The organism is Thioclava sp. ISO4 (assembly GCF_058105145.1).
Genome location: NZ_CM176571.1, coordinates 71,648 through 90,879, shown reverse-complemented (window position 1 = coordinate 90,879; position 19,232 = coordinate 71,648). Strand labels below are relative to the sequence as shown.

Sequence of the window (19,232 nt, the reverse complement as noted above, 5' to 3'; positions counted from 1 at the left end):
CGCAGTTTCGGGTCCGTCACGGCTGGACAGGCGCGCGTGCGCGCTGCAGGATGGAGTGATCATGGCTGATACGCGACCCAGACCCGAAATCGAAGATGTGCTGGCATCGATCCGGCGACTGGTGTCGCAGGACAGCCCGCGTGTGGCCGAGAGCTATCCGACCTCGAAAGGGGAGGGCTCGACGCCCGATCCTCTGGTTTTGACGCCCGCGCATCTCGTGTCGGACACTCAGGCGGAACCGAAGGGTGATATCCACGATCTCGAATGGTCCGCGCCGGGTGTTTCGCCGGAAGAGGAAGCCGCAGAGGCGCAGGATGACGCGGCCGATCTGTCGGAGGCGTCTGCCGAGTCGGCGGAGCCCGCACCGCTGTCCGAGGCGCGTCGCAAGCCGCAGAATTTCGAACCCGAATTCGATGATGCCGAGGCCGAGCCCTGGCCGTCGGAGGCGGAACTGCCTCAGAGCAGCTTTGACGATGAGCTCAAGCGGCTGGAGGGCTCGCTCGCCCAGCTTGAGGCAGAAGTGGCGCGCGATGGTTCCGATTATGAATCCGAGACGGGCGACGCGTTCGAACCGGCAGGCACCGCGCCGCTGACCGAACTGCCCGAAAGTTTTACGCCGGTTTGGGATCAGGGCTCCGATCCGGAGCAGACCTTCACCAGCGCCGAGTGGGAGGACGTGGCCGGTTTCGTCGCGCCTCAAGCGCCGGAAGCCGACGAAGCGGACAGTGACGCGGACGCCGCCCCCGAGGCGCTCGAGGGCGCGGAGGACGATACGTCCGCCGAGGATGATCCTCTGGCAGGGCTCGATTTCGATGACGCCGCTCCCGCAGAGGCCGAGCCGGAAGACATCAGCACCGACGATGAGCCCCTCGCGACCGAGGCCGTGATCGGCTTCGACGTGCCGCCAGGGGCCGAGGCAGAGCCTGAGCCTGAGTCGCTGCAGGACGCCACCGCAGTGCAGGATTGGGAAGATCTCACGCCGGAGATGGACGACGACACTGACAGTGCATCCGCGTTCATGCAGGCGAGCGACCCGGAGGCTGATACGCCGCCGCGTCGCCTGCATCTCAGCGATGCCGGGGCGCGTGCCCCGGAGCCGGAGCCGCGGACGTCCAGCTATGCGGAGTTGCGTGCGACGCTCGAGGAAGATTTCGAGGCGGATGAGATCGCCGCGCTCGAGGCTGAGCTTGCGTCCACCTCGGACCAGCCCGATGCCGCCTTGCATCCGCTGGCGCAATCGATGACCGAGACCCAGCTTCGGCAGCTCGTTTCGTCGCTGCTGCGCGAAGAGCTCCAGGGCGCGCTCGGCGCGAAGATCACGCGTAACCTGCGCAAGATGGTGCGTCGCGAAGTGCAGCGCGCGCTGATGAGCCGCGATCTGGACTGACCTTTCCCCTTCGGGACTGTGCCACGGCCCGCGTCGCGAGAGTGACGTGTTGGCTGCCCCGACATGTTTCGCGCAGTCGCAAATAAAGCGAAATCGAAGGCACGGCCCCAGGACACGGCTTAGACTGCTAGAGAAAAACACGCCCAAGAAATTCAAAACGGCGCGCCCTGTGGGACGCGCCGTTTTGTGTATCCAACTGTCGCCGTGGCGCCTGACAGGATCAGGCGGCTTCGGCCTCGTGCTCGTCCGAAATCGCGGCGAGGCGGCGTTCGCTTTCTTCGCGCGACAGGGCGACCGACGTGCGGACACCTTTGCCGACGAATTCCATCAAACCCCGGACGACGCGCTCGTTCGGATCGATGCCGGCGCAGGACAGAACTTCACGACCATCGCGCGAGCGTGCCCAGCGGGCGATCTGCTCGGGACCGTTGCCGTATTTCTTGTCGTCTGCAATCGCATCATCCAGCGCCGCGAGAACCACAGCGGCGAACAGTTTGCGGGCTCGTTGGCCCTGCTCGTAATTGAAGGCCGAGCCGTCAACGAAATCGCGCATTCTTCCGTCCTTTGTTATTGCTCTTGCGTTTCCTGGCGTGAGGGCCATCTAGGCCGTTCGGCCCCCGATTCGATATGCCTTGGGCCACATGGCAGCTATGCGCCATGCGCATGGCACCCTTGCCCGTCGTCAAAGCCTGCCCCCCTGAAAGGGATCACATTTCACGCGAATTAAGCGCGCGCTGACGAAATTCAAGGGCAGCTATTCGCAAAGCGCGAACCTCAAAAAGCCGAATATCCCGTGTAAGCATCAGAAAATGCTTCTTATTTTCGCGAGGTCGTCAGGGGGAAATCATTCGATATACGAAGAATTTTCTCTGCCGTTTCTTGCGCGTCACGATGTCTTGCAAAACGCAGCCGCGGGGCTTGCGCTTTTTGAAACATTTGATCCTCGTTGGTCATAAATAAGTGACCGATGCGTCACCCGCCGACATCTCGCCCGTTGCGCGCCCGAGGCGCAGATAGGCGATCGCGCGATCGCCCGAACGGGTGAAAAGACGCCCGACGCTGCGCCCGTCCGAGGTGATCTCGGTTCCCGGCTCGGCGGGGCCTTTGACATCGACCGTGACGAAGCCTTTGCGCAGCTCGGTCTTGTGCTTCATCCGCGCGGTGACTTCCTGGCCGACATAGCAGCCTTTGCGAAAATCCACGCCGGCCAACCGATCGAACCCGGCCTCGAGGATGAACGTGTCGGGGGTAAGCTCGACACCGGTCTCAGGGATGCAATGCGCAACCCGGATCGCGTCCCAATCGGTGCCGTCATCGCCCGCTTCGTCCCCGTAGAGCCGCCAGCCCATGTCGGGATGGCGCGGATCGGCCAGTGCGCCCTCGGGCGCCGGTCCGGTGCCGCGATAGACCTTCAGATCGGAGGGGGCGATCGCGACATCGGCCCGCAGCTTGTACATGCTCAGCCGCTTGATCGTCGCCTCGGCGATGCTCTCGTCGATATCGAGCACGATCGCCTCGCCCCGCGCCAGCAGGAAGAAATCGGCAAGGTATTTGCCCTGCGGCGTCAGCAGGGCGGTATAGACCAGCCCGTCTTTCACGTGGCTCACGTCGTTCGTCACCAGCCCTTGCAGGAAGTGCTCGCGATCCGCACCGGTGATCTCGTAGAGAATGCGCTCGGCCATAGAGGTCTCCTTTCCCCGCCCATGTAGGCAGCCGGGACGGGAATGCCAACTCAATCGAGAAGCTGCATCCGGCACAGCCCCGCATAGGGCCCGTTCTTGGCCAGCAGCTCGTCATGCGTGCCCTGTTCCACGACCTGACCTTCGACCACCACGACGATCTTGTCGGCATTGCGCACGGTCGACAGGCGGTGGGCGATCACCAGCGTCGTGCGGCCCTGGCTCAGGTCCGCCAGTGCCTGCGCGACCTTGGCCTCGGAGACGGTGTCGAGGGCGGAGGTCGCCTCGTCGAGCAGCAGGATCGGCGCGTCGCGCAGCACCGCGCGCGCGATGGCGACCCGCTGGCGTTGCCCGCCCGAGAGCGCCGAGCCGCGCGGGCCTGCGCCGGTATTGATGCCGTTTTGCAGAAGGTCGGTGAATTCCGTCACATGAGCCGCTTCGAGCGCGGTTTGGATATGGTCGGGATCGACCTCCTGCCGCCCGAGAAGGACATTCTCGCGGATCGTCTCGTCGAACAGCGCGGAATCTTGCGATACGGTTGAGAAATGCTGGCGCAGTTCGGCAAGGCCGAGATCGTTCAGCGGCGTGCCGCCCAGCGTGATGCGCCCGCTATCGGGATCGACGAGCCGGGTCAGCAGGTTGAACACGGTGGTCTTGCCCGCACCCGAGGGGCCGACAAGCGCGGTGGTCTGGCCGGGTTCGGCAACGAAGCTGAGACCGCGCAGAACGTGCTTGTCGCCGTAATGCAGATGCACGTCGTCGAACTCGATCCGCGTGGTCTCGGGCAGCGCGGCAGGCTGCGCGGGCGAGGTAATCGCGGGTTGCGTGTCGAACAGGCGATAGATCCGCTCGAGGCTCGCCGCCGCCGTTTGCCATGCGCCCGCTGAATTCGCGAGGCGGCGCAGCGGTTGGAAGGCCAGCGCCATCGCGGTGAAGAAGGACATGAAATCGCCGACGGAGCGCTCGCCCGCCAGAATCTGCTGGCCGCCGAGGATCAGCACCACGAAGAAGCCCAGCCCGGTGATGATATCGATCATCGCGGGCACGAGGCCTGAGATGAAGGTAGTCTTGATCTGCGCCACGCGGACTTCGTTCACCAGTCGGGCGAAACGCCCCGCCTGATAGTCCTCGATCCCGTTGAGCTTCACGGCGGCGATGCCGTGGAAGACCTCGTCGAGCCGGGTCGCGCGCTCGGACGAGCTTTCGCGCATTTGGCGGGTCTTGCGGCGGATATAGCGCTGCGCCATCGCGACCGGCAGGATCAGGAGCGGCGCGCCGATCACCGCGCCCAGCGTCCAGCCGGGGTCGATGGCGACCGCCACGGCGAACAGCGAGATCAGCGAAACCGCGTCGCGCCCGGTGCTCGAGATGAAGATTTTCCACACGTTCTGCACGGCGGCGGTGTCGCCCTGCACCCGTTCGATCAGCGCGCCGGGCGGGTTGGCCTGATAGAAATGCTGGTCGAGCCGCAGCATGTGCCGGAACAGATCGGTCTGCATATCGCTCGAAGTGCGCAGCGAGACGCTCGTCATCACCGTGCGCGAGGCCACAGAGGTCGTCGCGCGGATCAGGAACAGCCCGAAGATCGCGGCGCCGACCCACCAGATCAACTCGCTCTCGCCCTGCACGAAGACCTTGTCGAAGAGCGGCTTGAGCATCCAGCTCAGCGCGCCCAGCGTCGAGCCTTCGATCATCAGAAGGACCATTGACACGCCGATCATCGGCAGGTGCTTGCGCAGATAGTCGCGCCACATCCGGCCCGCGAGGTGTTTCGACGTGTAAGGGTTTGCAGTCTTGGCCACGAGGCACCATGCGATAGGCGCGCCTGTCGGCGCGCGGTTAAGCCCGTGAAGTACCGCGAGATAGGGGGCACGCGCAAGCCGGGCGCGAGATTGACGCGGCGCGCGGGCGGGATTACCGATTGTCCGTTGTGCCAGACGGAGATACCCGATGAGCCTTGCCCAAGGTCGCCCCTACCTCGCCATTCCCGGACCCTCGACGATGCCTGACCGTGTTCTGGCCGCGATGCATCGTCCCGCGCCCAATATCTATGAAGGCGAGATCGAGGAGATCGCGGCCCGGGTCGCGGCGAACCTGCGTCGGGTGGCGATGTCCTCGTCCCATGTCGCGATCTATATCGCCAACGGGCACGGCGCCTGGGAGGCGTCGATCTCCAACGTGTTCTCGCGCGGGGACAAGGCGCTGAGCCTCGTGACCGGGCGCTTCGGCAATATCTGGGCGCGCAACGCGGCCACGATGGGCGTGGACGTTCAGCGGCTGGAATTCGGCATCAAGGCTCCGGCCGATCCGGCCCGCGTCGAAGAGGCGCTCCGGGCCGACAAGGATCACGAGATCAAGGCCGTGCTGCTCACCCATGTCGATACCGCGACCTCGGTGGTCAATGACGTGGCGGCGATCCGCGCAGCCATCGACGCGGCGGGTCACCCGGCGCTCTTGATGGTCGATTGCATCGCCTCTTTGGGATGCGACGAGTTCCGGATGGATGACTGGGGCGTCGACGTGATGGTCGCCGCCAGCCAGAAGGGCCTGATGGTGCCGCCGGGGCTGGGCTTCGTGTGGTTCTCCGACAAGGCGCTGGCCGCCAGCCGCGAGGCCGATCTGGTCACGCCCTATTGGGACTGGCAGCCGCGCGCCTTCCCCGAGATGGTCTATCAGTATTTCGGGGGCACCTCGCCGACCCATCACCTCTTCGGCCTCGATGAGTCGCTCAAGATGATCCTCGAGGAAGAGGGGCTGACCCATATCTGGGCGCGTCACGCGACGCTCGCCTCCGCCGTCTGGGCCGCTTTCGAGACCTGGGGGCAGGAGGGCGACATCGCGCTCAACATCGCGAACCCGGCCCATCGCGCCCATTCGGTGACAGCGGCGCGGATCGGGGCGGGCAATGCGCAGCGGCTGCGCAGCTGGCTCGAACGCGAGGCGGGGGTGACGCTGGGGATCGGGCTCGGGATGGCCGAACCCGGCACGCCCGAGGCCAACGATTTCCTGCGGGTCGCCCATATGGGCCATGTGAACGCCCATATGACGCTGGGCGCGCTGGCGACGATGGAGGCCGGGATGCAGGCGCTGAAAATCCCGCACAACCCCGGCGGCATCGCCGCGGCGGCGGGCGCTATCGCGAAAGGCGCCGGTCAGGCCTGACCGTGACGCTCCAGCCAGTCGGTGAGCTGTTCGACCTCTTCCGAGGCTTCGCGCGACACTTGCGGGGCTTCGGTGCGCGAGGTCGAGAGCTTCATCTCGCGGCTGGATTGGGTCATGCCTGCATAAGCGCCGAAGGCCAGGGCAAAGGCCAGCGGGCTAAGCATTGCGATACGGGCGTTGCGAGTCTTGCGGCTCATGGGTCTGCTCCTGTTGTTGAGCAAAACATGGGAGCGCCCCCGAGTCGGCGCAACTCACCTTGCGGCGAGATGCGCTGAGGCCGGTGCTTTTTCGCCGATCTCATCGGCGGAATTGTGTTCGGGAGGGCGCGTCGATCAGCGCGCGCGAGCGGCTTTCAGCGCGTCGGGCAGGGCCGCAGCGAGCGCGTCCAGTTCGGCGTCTGGCCCGACCGAAACCCGGATGCAGCGGTCTTGCGGCGCGACGAAAGGCATCCGCACGAACACGCCGCGCGCATCGAGTTCCCGCAGCACGACCCGCGCGAACTCGCCGTCCTGCCCGCAGTCGATGGCGACGAAATTCGTGGCCGACGGCAGGGTGGTCAGCCCGTTCTCACGGGCGATCACGTCGATCCGGTCGCGCGCGCCTGCCACCAGAAGGCGCATATAGGCCTGCCACGTCGTATCCTGCAGCGCGGCCAGTGCGCCCGCCTGAGAAATGCGGCACATGCCGAAATGATTGCGGATCTTGTCGAAGGCCGCGATCAGCTCGGGCGCGGCCAAGGCATAGCCCACACGCGCGCCTGCCATCCCATGCGCCTTCGAGAAGGTGCGCATCCGGATCACGCGGGGATCGTCGGCTTTGATGCGCGCCTCGGTCCCGTCGTCGGCGAATTCCACATAGGCCTCGTCCAGCACCATCAGCGTGCCCTCGGGCACCGCCTCGATCATCGCCTCGATCGTCTCGCGCGGGTGATGGGTGCCCATCGGATTGTCGGGGTTCGCGATATAGACGAGCTTCGCGCTCACCTCCGCCGCCTTCGCGATCAGCGCCTGCGGGTCTTCGTGGTCGTCGGCATAGGGCACCTTGTGCAGCACCCCGCCAAAGCCCGCCACATGGTAGTTGAAGGTCGGATAGGCCCCGTCCGAGGTCACGACCGCGTCGCCCTGTTCGATCACCAGACGGCACAGATAGCCCAGAAGCCCGTCGATCCCTTCGCCGACCAGCACGTTCTCGACCGCGACCCCGTGATGCTCGGCAATCGCCGCGCGCAGATCGAAACTGGCCGAGTCGCCATATTTCCAGACATCGCCCGCTGCCGCCGCCATCGCGGCAATCGCGCGCGGGGAAGGGCCGAAGCCGTTTTCATTGGCCCCCAGCCGCGCGGCGAAGGGGCGACCGGCACGGCGCTCCTGTTCCTCGGGCCCGACGAAAGGCACGGTGGCGGGAAGGCTGTCGATCAGTTTTGTGTAACGGGGTCCGGTCATGGCTACAGGCGTAAGCGCAAAGCGCGGGTGCGGCAAGAGGGCGCGTCGGTTGGCGCGATCGCGGCGGAACCGGGGACTGGGCCAAATGCTTTTCCCTGCGTAATATCGTGAAATGACATAAGTTCGGGAAGCCAGCCGATGAGCGCCAGCGACACCTCTTTTTCCACCTCCCTTTTCGAGACCCTGACCGGAGATGCGCCGGGGAACGTAAAAGAGCTCAGCGACAGCGCGGCGCAGCACGAACCCGGCAGTTTCCTGCGCCATGTCGGCTCGCTGTCGATGACCAAGCTGGCCGACGGGCTGATCGATCCGAAACTGGTGCTGAGCTGGCTGATGCAGGCGGTGGGTGCGCCCGCTGCGCTGGTCAGTTGGCTGGTGCCGGTGCGCGAGTCCGGCTCGCTTTTGCCGCAGCTGTTTACCGCGCCGCATGTGCGCAAGATGCCGCAGCGCAAATGGGCCTGGGCGGCGGGGAGTCTGATCCAGGGGCTGGCCGCGGCGGCGATTGTTGTGATCGCACTGACGATGCAGGGGATGGCTGCGGGGCTGGCGATGCTGGTGGCGCTGGGCGTGCTGGCGATTGCGCGCTCGCTGTCCTCGGTGAGCTACAAGGATGTGCTGGGCAAGACCGTGGACCGGACGCGGCGCGGCACGACGACCGGGATCGCGACGAGCGTCTCAGCCGCCGGGGTGATCCTGTTCGCGATCATCCTGATGACCGGGGTGGTGGAGCGGATGAGCCTCGTGATCGGAGCGATCTCGCTGGCCGCTGTGCTCTGGGTCGCGGCGGCGGCGCTGTTCTCGACGCTGCGCGAGGAAGATCAGCCGGGCGAAGACAAGGGCAGCATCGGCCTGTCCGAGCTGAGCCTGCTGTGGAAGGACGCCGATCTGGGCAAGTTCGTGATCGCGCGGGTGCTGCTGCTGCCGACGGCGCTCGCGCCGCCCTATATCGTGCTGCTCGCGGCGCAAGCGGGCGATAACCGGTTCGGCGCGCTGGGGGCGATGGTGCTGGCCTCGGCGCTGGCCTCTCTGGTGAGCTCTTACATCTGGGGGCGGCTGGCGGATCGCTCCTCGCGCAAGGTGCTGATCTTCACCGGGCTGGTCGCGACCGCGTTTCTGGCGCTGGCGGTGGTGTTGGGCTGGTCGGGGCTGATGGGCACGATCTGGGCCTCGCCGGTGGCGCTGTTCGGGCTGATGATCGGCTATCAGGGGGTGCGGCTGGGCCGGTCCACCTACCTCGTGGATATGTCGCCCAGGGATGACCGCGCGGCCTATACGGCGGTGTCCAACACGACCGTGGGGGTGATGCTGCTGGCCTTCGGTGCGGCAAGCTCGGCGCTCGCGATGGCGGGGGCGGAAATGGTGCTGATCGTCTATGCGGGGATCTGCGTGGTCGCCTCGGGCGTGGCCTTCACGATGAAGGAAGTGTCGGAGTAAGGTCTCCAATCAGCTCATGGCGCGGGGCGACCAGCCCCGGGCCGCGCCCGCCCCTCCCCCCGGGAGGGCGCATTGCGATGTCGCGCGCGCTCATCCGGTGTTCGGGCTCGTGAGATAAAGTGCGGACCTCACATGTTGAGCCGCGCCCACCCGAGGGTCAGGCGCGGCCCTGATCGCTAAAGGCCTCGCTCAGCCCAGCTCGGCCAGACGCGCCACGGCCTGACGCACCTTCTCGGCCTCTTCCTCGGCGCGTGCGAGGTTCTCGCGGGTTTCCACGACGACCTCGGGATCGGCATTGGCGATGAATTTCGGATTGTTCAGACGACCCTTCATGCCGCCGATTTCCTTCTCCATCTTGCCCAGAGCCTTCTCCAGACGCGCCTTCTCCTTGGCGATGTCGATCACGCCTTCCAGCGGCAGACCGAACAGAGCGCCCTGCGCCGGGATCGAGATCGCGCCTTTCGGGATCGGTGCCTCGGTGATGCTCTCGATGCGCGCCAGTTTGAAGATCAGCACCTCGTTATTGGCGAGGGCTGCACGCGCGGCGTCATCGGCCTCGGCCAGAACCATCGGCAGCTTCAGACCCACCGGCACGCCCATCTGGGTGCGCGACGACCGGATCGCCTCGATCAGTTCGATCACCCAGTTCATCTCGCGGTCGGCGGCCTCGTCCACCAGATCGGCGGCTTTGTAGTCCGGCCAGTCGGCATGGACGAGCATCTTCGCGCGGTCGCCCTGCGGCGCGGTCAGCTCCCACAGCTCTTCGGTGATGAAGGGCATGATCGGGTGCAGCAGCGTGTAGCACTGATCGAGAACCCAGCGCATCGTGGCGCGGGTTTCCTCGGCATGCTCGCCGTCGAACAGCGGCTTGGCGAATTCGACATACCAGTCGCAGACCTTGCCCCAGACGAAGCCGTAAAGCCCGAGCGCCGCGTCGTTGAAGCGATAGGCGGCGAAGGCCTCGTCCACCTGCTCGCGGATCTTGGCGGTCTCGCCGATGATCCAGCGGTTCACCGTGTGGGTGGGCTGCGGAATCTCGGTCACGACCGGGCCTTCGAACACACCGTTCATCTCGGCGAAGCGCGTCGCGTTCCAGATCTTCGTGCCGAAGTTCCGGTAGCCCTTGATGCGCTCTTCCGAGAGTTTCAGCACGCCGCCCATCGCCGCCATCGCGGCATTGGTGAAGCGCAGCGCATCCGCGCCGTAAGCGTCGATGATCTCGAGCGGGTCGATCACGTTGCCGGTCGTCTTCGACATCTTCTTGCCCTTCTCGTCGCGGACGAGCTGGTGCAGGTAGACGGTGTGGAAGGGCACCTGATCCATGACGGCCAGCTGCATCATCATCATCCGCGCCACCCAGAAGAACAGGATGTCGAAGCCGGTCACGAGGACATCGGTCGGGAAATACTTGCGCATCTCCTCGGTATCCTCGGGCCAGCCGAGCGTGCCGATCGGCCAGAGCCCCGACGAGAACCAGGTGTCGAGCACATCGGCGTCGCGCCAGACCGGATAGACGAGCTGCGTCGGGTCCTCGGTCATCTCGTATTGCGCGAGGCTCGCGGCGAGCACTTCGATTGCCTTGTGGCGGTCTTCGACCTCGACGATGCGCGCGGCGTTGAGCGGCGTCGGCAGCTCGGCATTCTGCGCCTTGAACCAGCCGATGACGCTCTCGAAATCGGACGCGCAGTGATAGCGGTCGTCGCGATGGACCATCTTCGTCTCGACGAGCAGGCGGCCCATCTCCACGAGGTCGATCGTGCCGTCGCCCTCGTCATCGCGGAAATCGGGCGCGTCCATGTCCAGACCGTACCAGACCGGGATCTGGTGGCCCCACCAGAGCTGGCGCGAGATGCACCACGGCTCGATGTTTTCCAGCCAGTGGAAATAGGTCTTCTCGCCGGCTTCGGGCATGATCACGGTGTCGCCGTTGCGCACCGCATCCAGCGCCTTGCCCACGATCTTTTCGGCATCGACGAACCACTGATCGGTCAGCATCGGCTCGATCACCACTTTCGAGCGATCGCCGAAGGGCTGCATGATCGGCTTGTCTTCGACGTAGGGAGCGGTGGTCTCGGTCTCAACGCCGTCTTCGTCGGTGACGGTCTTGGTCGTCGTCACCGCGAGGCCCTCGTCGGTGATCTGACGGATCACGGCTTCACGCGCCTCGAACCGGTCGAGCCCGCGCAGTTCCTCGGGCACGAGGTTGAGTGCGTCGATCTCGGCCTCGGTGAACTCCGCGCCTTTCGAGATGTCCATCGCACGGGCCGCGCATTCCTCGTAGGACAGCCCGTCGGCGCGCATCGCGCCCTTGGTGTCCATCAGGCGATACATCGGGATGCCGTTCCGCTTCGCGACCATGTAGTCGTTGAAGTCATGCGCGCCGGTGATCTTCACCGCGCCCGAGCCGAATTCGGGATCGGGATATTGATCGGTGATGATCGGGATCAGGCGGCGATGCTCTTTCGGGCCCACCGGAATCTCGCAAAGCTTGCCGACGATCGGCGCGTAACGCTCATCCGACGGATGCACCGCGACCGCGCCATCGCCCAGCATCGTCTCGGGGCGGGTGGTCGCGATCGAGATGTAATCGCGCTCTTCGGTGAAGAGGACATTCCCGTCCTCGTCCTTCTCGACATAGGTATAGGTTTCGCCGCCTGCGAGCGGGTATTTGAAGTGCCACATGTGACCGGCGACTTCGATATTCTCCACTTCCAGATCCGAGATCGCGGTCTCGAAATGGGGGTCCCAGTTCACCAGCCGCTTGCCGCGATAGATCAGGCCCTTTTCGTACATGTCGACGAAGACCTTGATCACCGCGTCATGGAAATTGCCCTCATTGCCTTCCGGCGCACCGGGCGCGCCCGACATGGTGAAGGCGTTGCGCGACCAGTCGCAGGAAGACCCAAGGCGCTTGAGCTGGTTGATGATGGTCGAGCCGTATTCGCCCTTCCACTCCCAGACCTTCTCGAGGAATTTTTCGCGGCCCAGTTCCACCCGCTTGGGCTGCTGGGTCTTGGCCAGTTCCTTCTCGACCATCAGCTGGGTCGCGATGCCCGCATGGTCCTGACCCGGCTGCCAGAGCGTGTCGAACCCGCGCATCCGGTGCCAGCGCACGAGGATATCCTGCACGGTGTTGTTGAAGGCGTGGCCCACATGCAGCGCGCCCGTCACGTTGGGCGGCGGGATCATCACGCAGAAGGTCTCGTCGCGCGATGCGTTGGCTCCGGCCTTGAAGGCTCCGGCCTCTTCCCATTTCGCGTAGATCCGCGGCTCGGCGCTCGCGGCATCGAAAGTCTTGTCCATCGTCATGTCAGGCATCCTTGGCTCGGCTTGAGGGCTGTTTAGCCCGCGCAGCCGGCAAGGAAAACCCCGTGCGCGCGGTCCGAAAAAGCGCGGCGGGCACGATCGGGCCAACAAACTGCCGCGATTGCCCCTGAAGATAAGAGAAACTTATCCTACATTGGATAGTATAAGCCCAACTTATCTGAGGAGCGCTGATATGCGCGGTCTCTTCGAGCGTGTGATCTCTGCCCTGCGCCGCCGCAGCCCGGAACGGGCCGAGGCGCGCGCGGCAGCTGGTGCGGGCCGCGGACCGGTGGATCATGTCGTGCTGCTCGACGGGACGCTCGGCTCGCTGCGGCCCGACCGCCTCACTTCGATCGGGCTGATCTATCGCTTCCTGCGCCGGGCCGCGCCGAAAGTGTCGGTCTATTACGGGCGCGGGCTGCGCTGGCGGGATTGGCACGACATGTCGGACGTGTGGTTCGGCTGGGGCGTGAACCAGCAGATCGCGCGCGCCTATGGCTGGCTCGCGATGCGCTACCGTCCGGGCGACCGGATTTTCCTGATCGGCTATTCTCGGGGAGCCTTCGGCGCGCGCTCGCTGGCCGGGATGATCGGGCGGATCGGTCTCTTGCGTCCCGAACATGCGATCGAGCGTAACACCCGCCTCGCCTGGCGCCATTACGAGGAAGAGACGCCCGCAGACATCCTGCAAAGCTTCCGCAACAGCCTGTGCCACGAGAACGTCGAGATTGAGATGGTCGGCGCGTTCGACACGGTGCAGGCGCTGGGCATTCGCGTGCCGTTCTTCTGGATCGTCAGCGAAGAGCGCGTGCGGTTTCACGACCACCACCTGAGCGATCATGTGCGCCACGGGTTTCAGGCGCTCGCGCTCGACGAGCGGCGCTCGGTGCTGGAACCGCTTTTGTGGGAAAGCGACGAGGGGGCGTCGGAGGCGGATGCTCCCGCGCCCCGGATCGAGCAGCGCTGGTTTCGCGGCGCGCATGGCGATATCGGCGGGATGCTGGGCCATTTCGGCGATGCCCGGCCGCTCGCCAATATCCCGCTGGTCTGGATGCTGGAACGCGCCGAGTCGCTGGGCCTGAGCCTGCCGCCCGGCTGGCAGGCGGAGTTTCCGCGCGATCCGAATGCGCCCTCGGTCGGCACGTGGACTGGCTGGAGCAAGCTGTTCTGGCTGCGCGCCCCGCGTGTCGTCGGACGCGATCCATCGGAAGGGTTGCATGAGAGCGTCGTCCTGCCCGAAGGCTCGCGCGCGATTTTCCGGCCGCGCATCCTGCGCCCCGAAATCCGCCGCCTCTCGCGCGGGTCCGCGCCGACCTCAGAGCTCGGGCGTCATGACGAAACAGGTGGCGGTGCCGGTCGCGTAGAGACGTCCGTCCTCGGCGCCTCGGATCTCACCCCGCGCGACGCCGGTTGACCGCCCGATATGATCGAGCTGGCCCGTGCCGATCACCTCGGTGCCGGGCTTGATCGCGCGGATCAGGTTCACCTTGAATTCGAGCGTCGTCTGCGTCTGACCCTTCTTCAGCCCGGTAATCACCGAGCAGGTCATCACCGTATCGAGCATCATCGCATGCCAGCCGCCGTGAATGCCGCCATAGCCGTTGGTCTGCGGATGCCCCGGCGTGCCGCGACAGGTAACGCGGCCCTCCTCGGCCTCGGTGATCCGGTAGGCCATCAGGTTCTGCACGGTGGGCGAGGGGACGTCGCCAGAGACCATCTTGCGGATGTATTCGAGCCCCGACATCGAAAGCACCTCCTCCAGCGGGAGAAAATCTTCCGGGCCTTCGGCGAAATATTGATCGGGCATGTCTGGCTCCTGTTACGTCGGGCGACAAGCTATCGCAGGAGGCAGGAAAGGGAAGGGGGAGCGCTTGCAATCCGTCCCGCAAAGGGCGGCATCGCCCTTGGGGCCAACATCGCGAGGCGCGGCGCTCCACGGGTGCTTGCGGGTTTTCTCCGGTGGATGGGCGTCTTGTGCTATTCTCGAACATCACTCCGCGGACGGAGTGGGGCGTCTTGACCGTCTTCCGTTGTGATGGCCGCGCGCCGGACAGCCATTGGGAGGACGATCTCATGCAAATTGCTATCGTACAGCAACCGCCGGTCTACATGAACAAGACGGCATCCCTGGAGCGAGCGGTGGAACTGGTGGCCGAGGCGGCCTCTCAGGCGTGCCGACTGATCGTGTTTCCCGAGACATGGTTGCCGGGTTACCCCACTTTCGTCTGGCGGCTCCCGCCGGGGGCAGGGATGAGGAAGACCGACGATCTCTTCGCGCTTTCGCAGGCCAATTCGATCGATCTCAGCAAAGACGAGCTTGCGCCGATAAAGGACGCGGCAAAAGAGCATTCGATGGTGGTCGTGATGGGCCATCAAGAGGTGGACGGAGCGGTCAGCGGCAGCACGCTTTTCAACAGCGCAGCGATCATCGACGCCGACGGAACCCTTCTGAACAACCATCGAAAGCTGATGCCGACAAACCCTGAGCGTATGGTCTGGGGGTTCGGAGACGGCTCGACCCTCAAGGTCGTCGAGACCGCTGTCGGGCGCGTGGGCGCCCTGATCTGCTGGGAAAACTACATGCCGCTGGCGCGGTTCGCGCTCTATGCCCAGAATATCGACATCTATTGCGCACCGACCTGGGACAGCGGCGATACCTGGCTGGCGACAATGCAGCATATCGCGCGCGAAGGGGGATGTTGGGTTCTCGGCTGTGCCACGTCGCTCGAGGCAAGCGATGTGCCCGCGGATCTCCCCTATCGCGACGAGCTTTTCCCCGACGACAACGAGTGGATCAATCCCGGGGATGGGGTGGTCTACAAACCCTTCGGCAGTCTGCACGCAGGCCCGATGAGGAAGGAAAAGGGGCTGTTGGTCGCGACGGTGGACGTGGATGCCGCCAGGGCCTCACGCCGCAAATTCGATGTTAGTGGTCATTACGCCCGGCCGGATGTTTTCACGCTCAACGTCAACCGAGCCAAGCAATCGCCCATTTCCTTCGACTGACACCGGGCGGCCGCCCCCAGCCAAAGAAAAAGGGGCCCAGCAGGGCCCCTCCGTTCAATCCATTTGAGCGCCCTTTCAGGCCACTTTCTCCAGCACCGTATCGGGCGTGACTCCCAGCGCGTGGCAGACGTCGCGGGTCAGGCCGGGGCGGTTGAGCGTGTAGAAATGCAGATCTTCCACGCCGCCCTCGATCAGCTTGTCGCACAGTTCGGTGCACAGCGCGGTCGCCAGAAGATGCTCGCGCCCGTCGCGGATCGCGGCCTCGAACGCTTCCTCGACCCATGCGGGGATGGAGGTGCCGCAGCTTTGCGCGAATTTCTTGGCGCCTTTCCACGACTGGATCGGCAGGATGCCGGGGATGATCTTGGCGTCGATCCCTTCCTTTTCGCAGGCGTCGCGGAAGCGGAAGAAGGTCTCGGGCTCGAAGAAGAACTGGGTGATCGCCGAGGTCGCACCTGCCTCGACCTTGCGCTTGAGCCAGCGCACGTCGGCCATATTGTCGGCGGCGTCAGGATGCGGCTCGGGATAGGCGCCCGCGCGGATCGTGAAGCGGCCATCCTCGGCCAGTGCCTCGATCAGCTCGACCGAAGAGGCGAAGCCCTCGGGATGCGGCGTGAAATGCGCAGCACCCTGCGGCGGATCGCCCCGCAGCGCCACGATCTCGGTCACGCCGACCTCGGCATAGGCGTCCACGATCTCCATCGTCTCGGCCTTGGTCGCTTCCACGCAGGTCAGGTGGGCGGCGACATTGAGGCCGTAATTCTTGTGGATCGTGCCGACCGCCTCATGGGTCAGCTTGCGCGTCGTGCCACCCGCCCCGTAGGTCACAGAGGTGAACTCGGGTTTCAGCGGTGCCAGAACCTGCGCGGTTTCCCACAGCCGGAACGACGCATCGAGCGTCTTCGGCGGGAAAAATTCGAAGCTGACCTTGGGCGTCGTCATGGGAATCTGTCCTTTCGTTCGCTCTCTTGTGCCAGATCGGGCTTTGTGAGACAAACTCATAATCTTCAAAATGGTTATGAGTGTAACAGCAAGATGCATCTCGAGTTCCGTCACCTGCGCACAATCAAGGCGATTCACGATGCCGGTGGGCTCGCGAAGGCAGCGGACGTGCTGCACATAACACAATCGGCGCTGTCGCACCAAATCAAAGGGCTGGAGGACCAGACCGGGGTGGAGCTGTTCGTGCGTCGCTCGAAGCCGCTGAAACTGTCGGCGGCGGGGCAGAAGCTGCTGCGGCTGGCCGAACGCATCCTGCCCGAGATCGCCGCGACCGAGGCCGAGTTCGAGGCGCTGCGCTCAGGCCGCGCGGGCCGCCTGCATATCGCGATCGAGTGCCACGCCTGTTTCGACTGGCTGTTCCCGGTGTTGGAGCGCTTCCGCCACGCCTGGCCCGATATCGACGTGGATATCCGGCCCGGTCTGGCGTTCAACGCCTTGCCCGCGCTGAGCCGCGAAGAGGTCGATCTGGTGATCTCGTCGGATCCGGAGAAGATCGACGGCGTCACCTTCAACCCGCTCTTCGACTATGCGCCGACCTTCATCGCCGCCGCGAATTCGCCGCTGGCCGCGAAACCCTATATCGAGGCGCAGGATTTCGCGGATCAGACGCTGATCACCTATCCGATCGACCGGGGCCGCTCGGATATCTTCACGCAGCTGCTCACCCCCGCCCGGGTCGAACCGAAAGCCGTGCGGCAGGTGGAGCTGACCGCGGTGATCCTGATGCTGGTCGCCTCGAATCGCGGCGTGGCGGTGCTGCCCGACTGGGTGCTGCGCGAGGTGAAATACCAGCCGGACTACATCACCAAGCCTGTGACCGAACACGGCCTGACCAAGCGGCTCTATGCCGCGACGCGGTCCGAGGATGCGACCCAGCCCTTCATGGCGCATTTCCTGCGGCTTGCGCGCACCGAGCCGGTGAAGCTGCAACGCGCCTGAGCCTTCTTCTCGACCGAAATATCCCGGGGGGTGAGGCGGAAAATGGCGGCCTTCCAGTGGAAGGACGCCCCGCCGAACGCCCGGAGCGCAAGCAAAGGGCTGGCAGCGAGCGGGGCAGAGCCCCTTCTCAGTTTGCCTGACGCGCCAAAGGTCTTGGATTTTCCACGCAACCCCTGTAAGGCGACCGCTTGAAACGCGAAGGAGCCCAGAGATGCAAGGCAGCGCAAACCTCAACCTGATGATCAAGGCCGCCCGCAAGGCAGGCCGCTCGCTGGTCAAGGATTTCCGCGAGGTCGAGAACCTTCAGGTCTCCTCGAAGGGGCCGGGCGATTTCGTCTCGAAGGCCGATCGCGAAGCCGAGAAGATCATCAAGGACGAGCTGCGCGGCGCGCGCCCCTCCTATGGCTGGCTCGGCGAGGAAACCGGCGAAGAGGCGGGCGACGACCCGACGCGCCGCTGGATCGTCGACCCGCTCGACGGCACCACCAACTTCCTGCACGGGTTGCCGCATTGGGCGATCTCGATCGCGCTGGAGCATAAGGGCGAAATCATCGCGGCCGTGGTGTTCGACGCCGCGAAAGACGAGATGTATTTCGCCGAGAAGGGCCTTGGCGCTTACATGAACGACACCCGTCTGCGGGTTTCGGGCCGTCACAAGATGATCGAATCGGTCTTTGCGACCGGCGTGCCCTTCGGTGGCAAATCGACGCTTCCGGCGACGCTGAAGGACCTTGCCAAGCTGATGCCGCAATGCGCTGGCGTCCGGCGCTGGGGCGCGGCCTCGCTCGATCTGGCCTATGTCGCGGCAGGCCGCTACGAGGGCTATTGGGAGCGCGGGCTGAACGCGTGGGACGTGGCTGCGGGCATGCTCCTCGTGAAGGAAGCGGGCGGTTTCGTGGAAGCCGTGCGCGAAGGCCGCGAGGTTCTCGAATCGGGTTCGGTGATCGCGTCGAATGCCGAAATGTTCCCGGCTCTCACGAAGGCGCTTCGATCAAACGACTGAGAAACCTATGAAATTTTGCTGTGGCGGTGAAAGGTGAGCGAAAGTTCACCTTTCGTTCATTCCGTTGTGCCAGCCTGATGCGGTTACCAGAAAGGGATGCCGCCATGGTTGGACAGGAATACGGGTCCGCGTCACTCGCGCTTGAACAGCGCGCATTGATCGCGCTGCGCGGGGCGGGCGATTGCGCCGTCGAACGCGCGTTGGAAGAGTTGCGGCAGGCGGTCTCCGATCTCGCTTTTGCCGAGGCGGCCGACCTGATCGCACGTCACCGGGTCGCGTTCCTGGACGAGATGATTTCGGGTTGCTTTGAGGATGCGGAAACGGCCGAGCCGGACACGGCAGCGGCCCTGCGCGCGGCGGCCGAAGGGCTTCAGGAAGAGCGTGCGACTCTGGCAGAGACCTTGCCGCTCGAGCTTTCCCTGCGCGCCGATCAGCGCGACGCAGCCTGCGAGCGCATCCGCGCCGCGCAGCGCCGCCTGCGCAACATTTCCCAGATGCCCGACCATTTCGGCTGTGCCTGCGCGTGTGGCCGCGCTGGGGCAGGGCCGTGCGAGGACGCGGCGGATCAGATCCAGCAGGCGCTTCGCTTCGATGCCGAAGCCATCGCCGATATCGCCCGACAGGAGGCGCGCGCACGTCTCAGCGACGGCTTTGCGGCCCTGCCGGTCGCCTCGGCCCTTTCGCCTCGCCGCGGCGGTGATACGGGGACCACGGCGGCGCAGATCGCCCGCCGCCTTGTCGAGGATGCGCGCCGGAGACTGTGCTGAGCCGCGATCCCGTCCGGATGCGTCCCACGGAACCCGCTGTTGGAGACTATGCAGACCGCAAGATCGTGCTAGCCTGTTGCGGCGCAAAAGGCGCATCGCAAAGAG

General features: G+C 65.0%; 16 protein-coding genes. 8 read left to right on the top strand and 8 right to left on the bottom strand.

Annotated elements, in window-relative coordinates; genetic code table 11:
• The first annotated feature begins 61 nt into the window (after window positions 1-61).
• Window positions 62-1,387: a hypothetical protein gene (locus AC2TZ7_RS00490; RefSeq protein ID WP_489865517.1), complete on the top strand. Its 1,326-nt coding sequence runs from the start codon at window positions 62-64 to the stop codon at window positions 1,385-1,387.
• A gap of 220 nt (window positions 1,388-1,607) precedes the next feature.
• On the opposite strand, the gene AC2TZ7_RS00485 is transcribed toward AC2TZ7_RS00490, so the two are convergent.
• The 3 genes from AC2TZ7_RS00485 to AC2TZ7_RS00475 all read right to left on the bottom strand — a co-directional run bounded on the left by AC2TZ7_RS00485 (window position 1,608) and on the right by AC2TZ7_RS00475 (window position 4,820).
• Window positions 1,608-1,940, bottom strand: coding sequence for a DUF6280 family protein (locus tag AC2TZ7_RS00485; RefSeq protein WP_075773874.1), 333 nt, complete (start codon window positions 1,938-1,940; stop codon window positions 1,608-1,610).
• A gap of 397 nt (window positions 1,941-2,337) precedes the next feature.
• Window positions 2,338-3,069: a CAF17-like 4Fe-4S cluster assembly/insertion protein YgfZ gene (gene ygfZ, locus AC2TZ7_RS00480; RefSeq protein ID WP_489865516.1), complete on the bottom strand. Its 732-nt coding sequence runs from the start codon at window positions 3,067-3,069 to the stop codon at window positions 2,338-2,340.
• A gap of 50 nt (window positions 3,070-3,119) precedes the next feature.
• Window positions 3,120-4,820, bottom strand: coding sequence for an ABC transporter ATP-binding protein (locus AC2TZ7_RS00475; RefSeq protein ID WP_489866770.1), 1,701 nt, complete (start codon window positions 4,818-4,820; stop codon window positions 3,120-3,122).
• A 196-nt stretch (window positions 4,821-5,016) separates the two neighbouring features.
• Here AC2TZ7_RS00475 and AC2TZ7_RS00470 point away from each other — a divergent pair, with 196 nt between their 5' ends.
• Window positions 5,017-6,228 carry a pyridoxal-phosphate-dependent aminotransferase family protein gene (locus AC2TZ7_RS00470; protein WP_489865515.1) on the top strand — a complete coding sequence of 404 codons (1,212 nt, stop codon included), beginning with the start codon at window positions 5,017-5,019 and terminating at the stop codon, window positions 6,226-6,228.
• Here AC2TZ7_RS00470 and AC2TZ7_RS00465 read toward each other — a convergent pair.
• Window positions 6,219-6,425, bottom strand: a complete 207-nt coding sequence (locus AC2TZ7_RS00465) for a hypothetical protein (protein ID WP_078542284.1) — start codon at window positions 6,423-6,425, stop codon at window positions 6,219-6,221. The genes AC2TZ7_RS00470 and AC2TZ7_RS00465 overlap by 10 nt on opposite strands.
• Before the next feature lie 135 nt (window positions 6,426-6,560).
• Window positions 6,561-7,670, bottom strand: a complete 1,110-nt coding sequence (locus tag AC2TZ7_RS00460; RefSeq protein WP_489865514.1) for a pyridoxal phosphate-dependent aminotransferase — start codon at window positions 7,668-7,670, stop codon at window positions 6,561-6,563.
• A gap of 138 nt (window positions 7,671-7,808) precedes the next feature.
• Between AC2TZ7_RS00460 and AC2TZ7_RS00455 the strand changes: the two genes are divergently transcribed.
• Window positions 7,809-9,104, top strand: coding sequence for an MFS transporter (locus AC2TZ7_RS00455; RefSeq protein ID WP_489865513.1), 1,296 nt, complete (start codon window positions 7,809-7,811; stop codon window positions 9,102-9,104).
• 189 nt (window positions 9,105-9,293) lie between these two features.
• Here the strand turns inward: AC2TZ7_RS00455 and AC2TZ7_RS00450 are convergent, their stop codons facing one another.
• Window positions 9,294-12,413, bottom strand: coding sequence for a valine--tRNA ligase (locus AC2TZ7_RS00450; RefSeq protein WP_489865512.1), 3,120 nt, complete (start codon window positions 12,411-12,413; stop codon window positions 9,294-9,296).
• A 190-nt stretch (window positions 12,414-12,603) separates the two neighbouring features.
• On the opposite strand from AC2TZ7_RS00450, the gene AC2TZ7_RS00445 reads away from it, so the two are divergent.
• Window positions 12,604-13,824 carry a T6SS phospholipase effector Tle1-like catalytic domain-containing protein gene (locus tag AC2TZ7_RS00445; protein WP_489865511.1) on the top strand — a complete coding sequence of 407 codons (1,221 nt, stop codon included), beginning with the start codon at window positions 12,604-12,606 and terminating at the stop codon, window positions 13,822-13,824.
• Here the strand turns inward: AC2TZ7_RS00445 and AC2TZ7_RS00440 are convergent.
• Entirely contained in the window at window positions 13,726-14,217 is a 492-nt protein-coding gene (locus tag AC2TZ7_RS00440; protein WP_489865510.1) for a PaaI family thioesterase, read from the bottom strand. The two genes, AC2TZ7_RS00445 and AC2TZ7_RS00440, sit on opposite strands and share 99 nt — an antisense overlap.
• A 209-nt stretch (window positions 14,218-14,426) precedes the next feature.
• Here AC2TZ7_RS00440 and AC2TZ7_RS00435 point away from each other — a divergent pair, with 209 nt between their 5' ends.
• Window positions 14,427-15,416: a carbon-nitrogen hydrolase family protein gene (locus AC2TZ7_RS00435; protein WP_489865509.1), complete on the top strand. Its 990-nt coding sequence runs from the start codon at window positions 14,427-14,429 to the stop codon at window positions 15,414-15,416.
• 75 nt (window positions 15,417-15,491) lie between these two features.
• Here AC2TZ7_RS00435 and metF read toward each other — a convergent pair whose 3' ends face one another.
• Window positions 15,492-16,358: a methylenetetrahydrofolate reductase [NAD(P)H] gene (gene metF / locus AC2TZ7_RS00430; RefSeq protein ID WP_489865508.1), complete on the bottom strand. Its 867-nt coding sequence runs from the start codon at window positions 16,356-16,358 to the stop codon at window positions 15,492-15,494.
• Window positions 16,359-16,451: 93 nt separating this feature from the next.
• On the opposite strand from metF, the gene AC2TZ7_RS00425 reads away from it, so the two are divergent.
• The 3 genes from AC2TZ7_RS00425 (at window position 16,452) to AC2TZ7_RS00415 (ending at window position 19,127) form a co-directional block, all read left to right on the top strand.
• Window positions 16,452-17,357, top strand: a complete 906-nt coding sequence (locus AC2TZ7_RS00425) for a LysR family transcriptional regulator (RefSeq protein WP_098412037.1) — start codon at window positions 16,452-16,454, stop codon at window positions 17,355-17,357.
• A 211-nt stretch (window positions 17,358-17,568) separates the two neighbouring features.
• A complete protein-coding gene (locus tag AC2TZ7_RS00420) occupies window positions 17,569-18,360 on the top strand; it encodes an inositol monophosphatase family protein (RefSeq protein ID WP_489865507.1) in 792 nt (263 codons plus the stop codon).
• Between the two features lie 20 nt (window positions 18,361-18,380).
• The gene (locus AC2TZ7_RS00415; RefSeq protein WP_489865506.1) at window positions 18,381-19,127 is read left to right on the top strand and encodes a hypothetical protein; all 747 of its coding nucleotides are present in this window, start codon (window positions 18,381-18,383) and stop codon (window positions 19,125-19,127) included.
• The last annotated feature ends 105 nt before the right edge of the window (window positions 19,128-19,232 follow it).

What these genes read in the sequence shown, in the direction of transcription:
- AC2TZ7_RS00490 (WP_489865517.1), top strand. Translation starts at nt 62, where the DNA reads ATGGCTGATACGCGACCCAGACCCGAAATCGAAGATGTGCTGGCATCG.
- AC2TZ7_RS00485 (WP_075773874.1), bottom strand. Translation starts at nt 1,940, where the DNA reads ATGCGCGATTTCGTTGACGGCTCGGCCTTCAATTACGAGCAGGGCCAA.
- ygfZ (WP_489865516.1), bottom strand. Translation starts at nt 3,069, where the DNA reads ATGGCCGAGCGCATTCTCTACGAGATCACCGGTGCGGATCGCGAGCAC.
- AC2TZ7_RS00475 (WP_489866770.1), bottom strand. Translation starts at nt 4,820, where the DNA reads ATGTGGCGCGACTATCTGCGCAAGCACCTGCCGATGATCGGCGTGTCA.
- AC2TZ7_RS00470 (WP_489865515.1), top strand. Translation starts at nt 5,017, where the DNA reads ATGAGCCTTGCCCAAGGTCGCCCCTACCTCGCCATTCCCGGACCCTCG.
- AC2TZ7_RS00465 (WP_078542284.1), bottom strand. Translation starts at nt 6,425, where the DNA reads ATGAGCCGCAAGACTCGCAACGCCCGTATCGCAATGCTTAGCCCGCTG.
- AC2TZ7_RS00460 (WP_489865514.1), bottom strand. Translation starts at nt 7,670, where the DNA reads ATGACCGGACCCCGTTACACAAAACTGATCGACAGCCTTCCCGCCACC.
- AC2TZ7_RS00455 (WP_489865513.1), top strand. Translation starts at nt 7,809, where the DNA reads ATGAGCGCCAGCGACACCTCTTTTTCCACCTCCCTTTTCGAGACCCTG.
- AC2TZ7_RS00450 (WP_489865512.1), bottom strand. Translation starts at nt 12,413, where the DNA reads ATGACGATGGACAAGACTTTCGATGCCGCGAGCGCCGAGCCGCGGATC.
- AC2TZ7_RS00445 (WP_489865511.1), top strand. Translation starts at nt 12,604, where the DNA reads ATGCGCGGTCTCTTCGAGCGTGTGATCTCTGCCCTGCGCCGCCGCAGC.
- AC2TZ7_RS00440 (WP_489865510.1), bottom strand. Translation starts at nt 14,217, where the DNA reads ATGCCCGATCAATATTTCGCCGAAGGCCCGGAAGATTTTCTCCCGCTG.
- metF (WP_489865508.1), bottom strand. Translation starts at nt 16,358, where the DNA reads ATGACGACGCCCAAGGTCAGCTTCGAATTTTTCCCGCCGAAGACGCTC.
- AC2TZ7_RS00425 (WP_098412037.1), top strand. Translation starts at nt 16,452, where the DNA reads ATGCATCTCGAGTTCCGTCACCTGCGCACAATCAAGGCGATTCACGAT.
- AC2TZ7_RS00420 (WP_489865507.1), top strand. Translation starts at nt 17,569, where the DNA reads ATGCAAGGCAGCGCAAACCTCAACCTGATGATCAAGGCCGCCCGCAAG.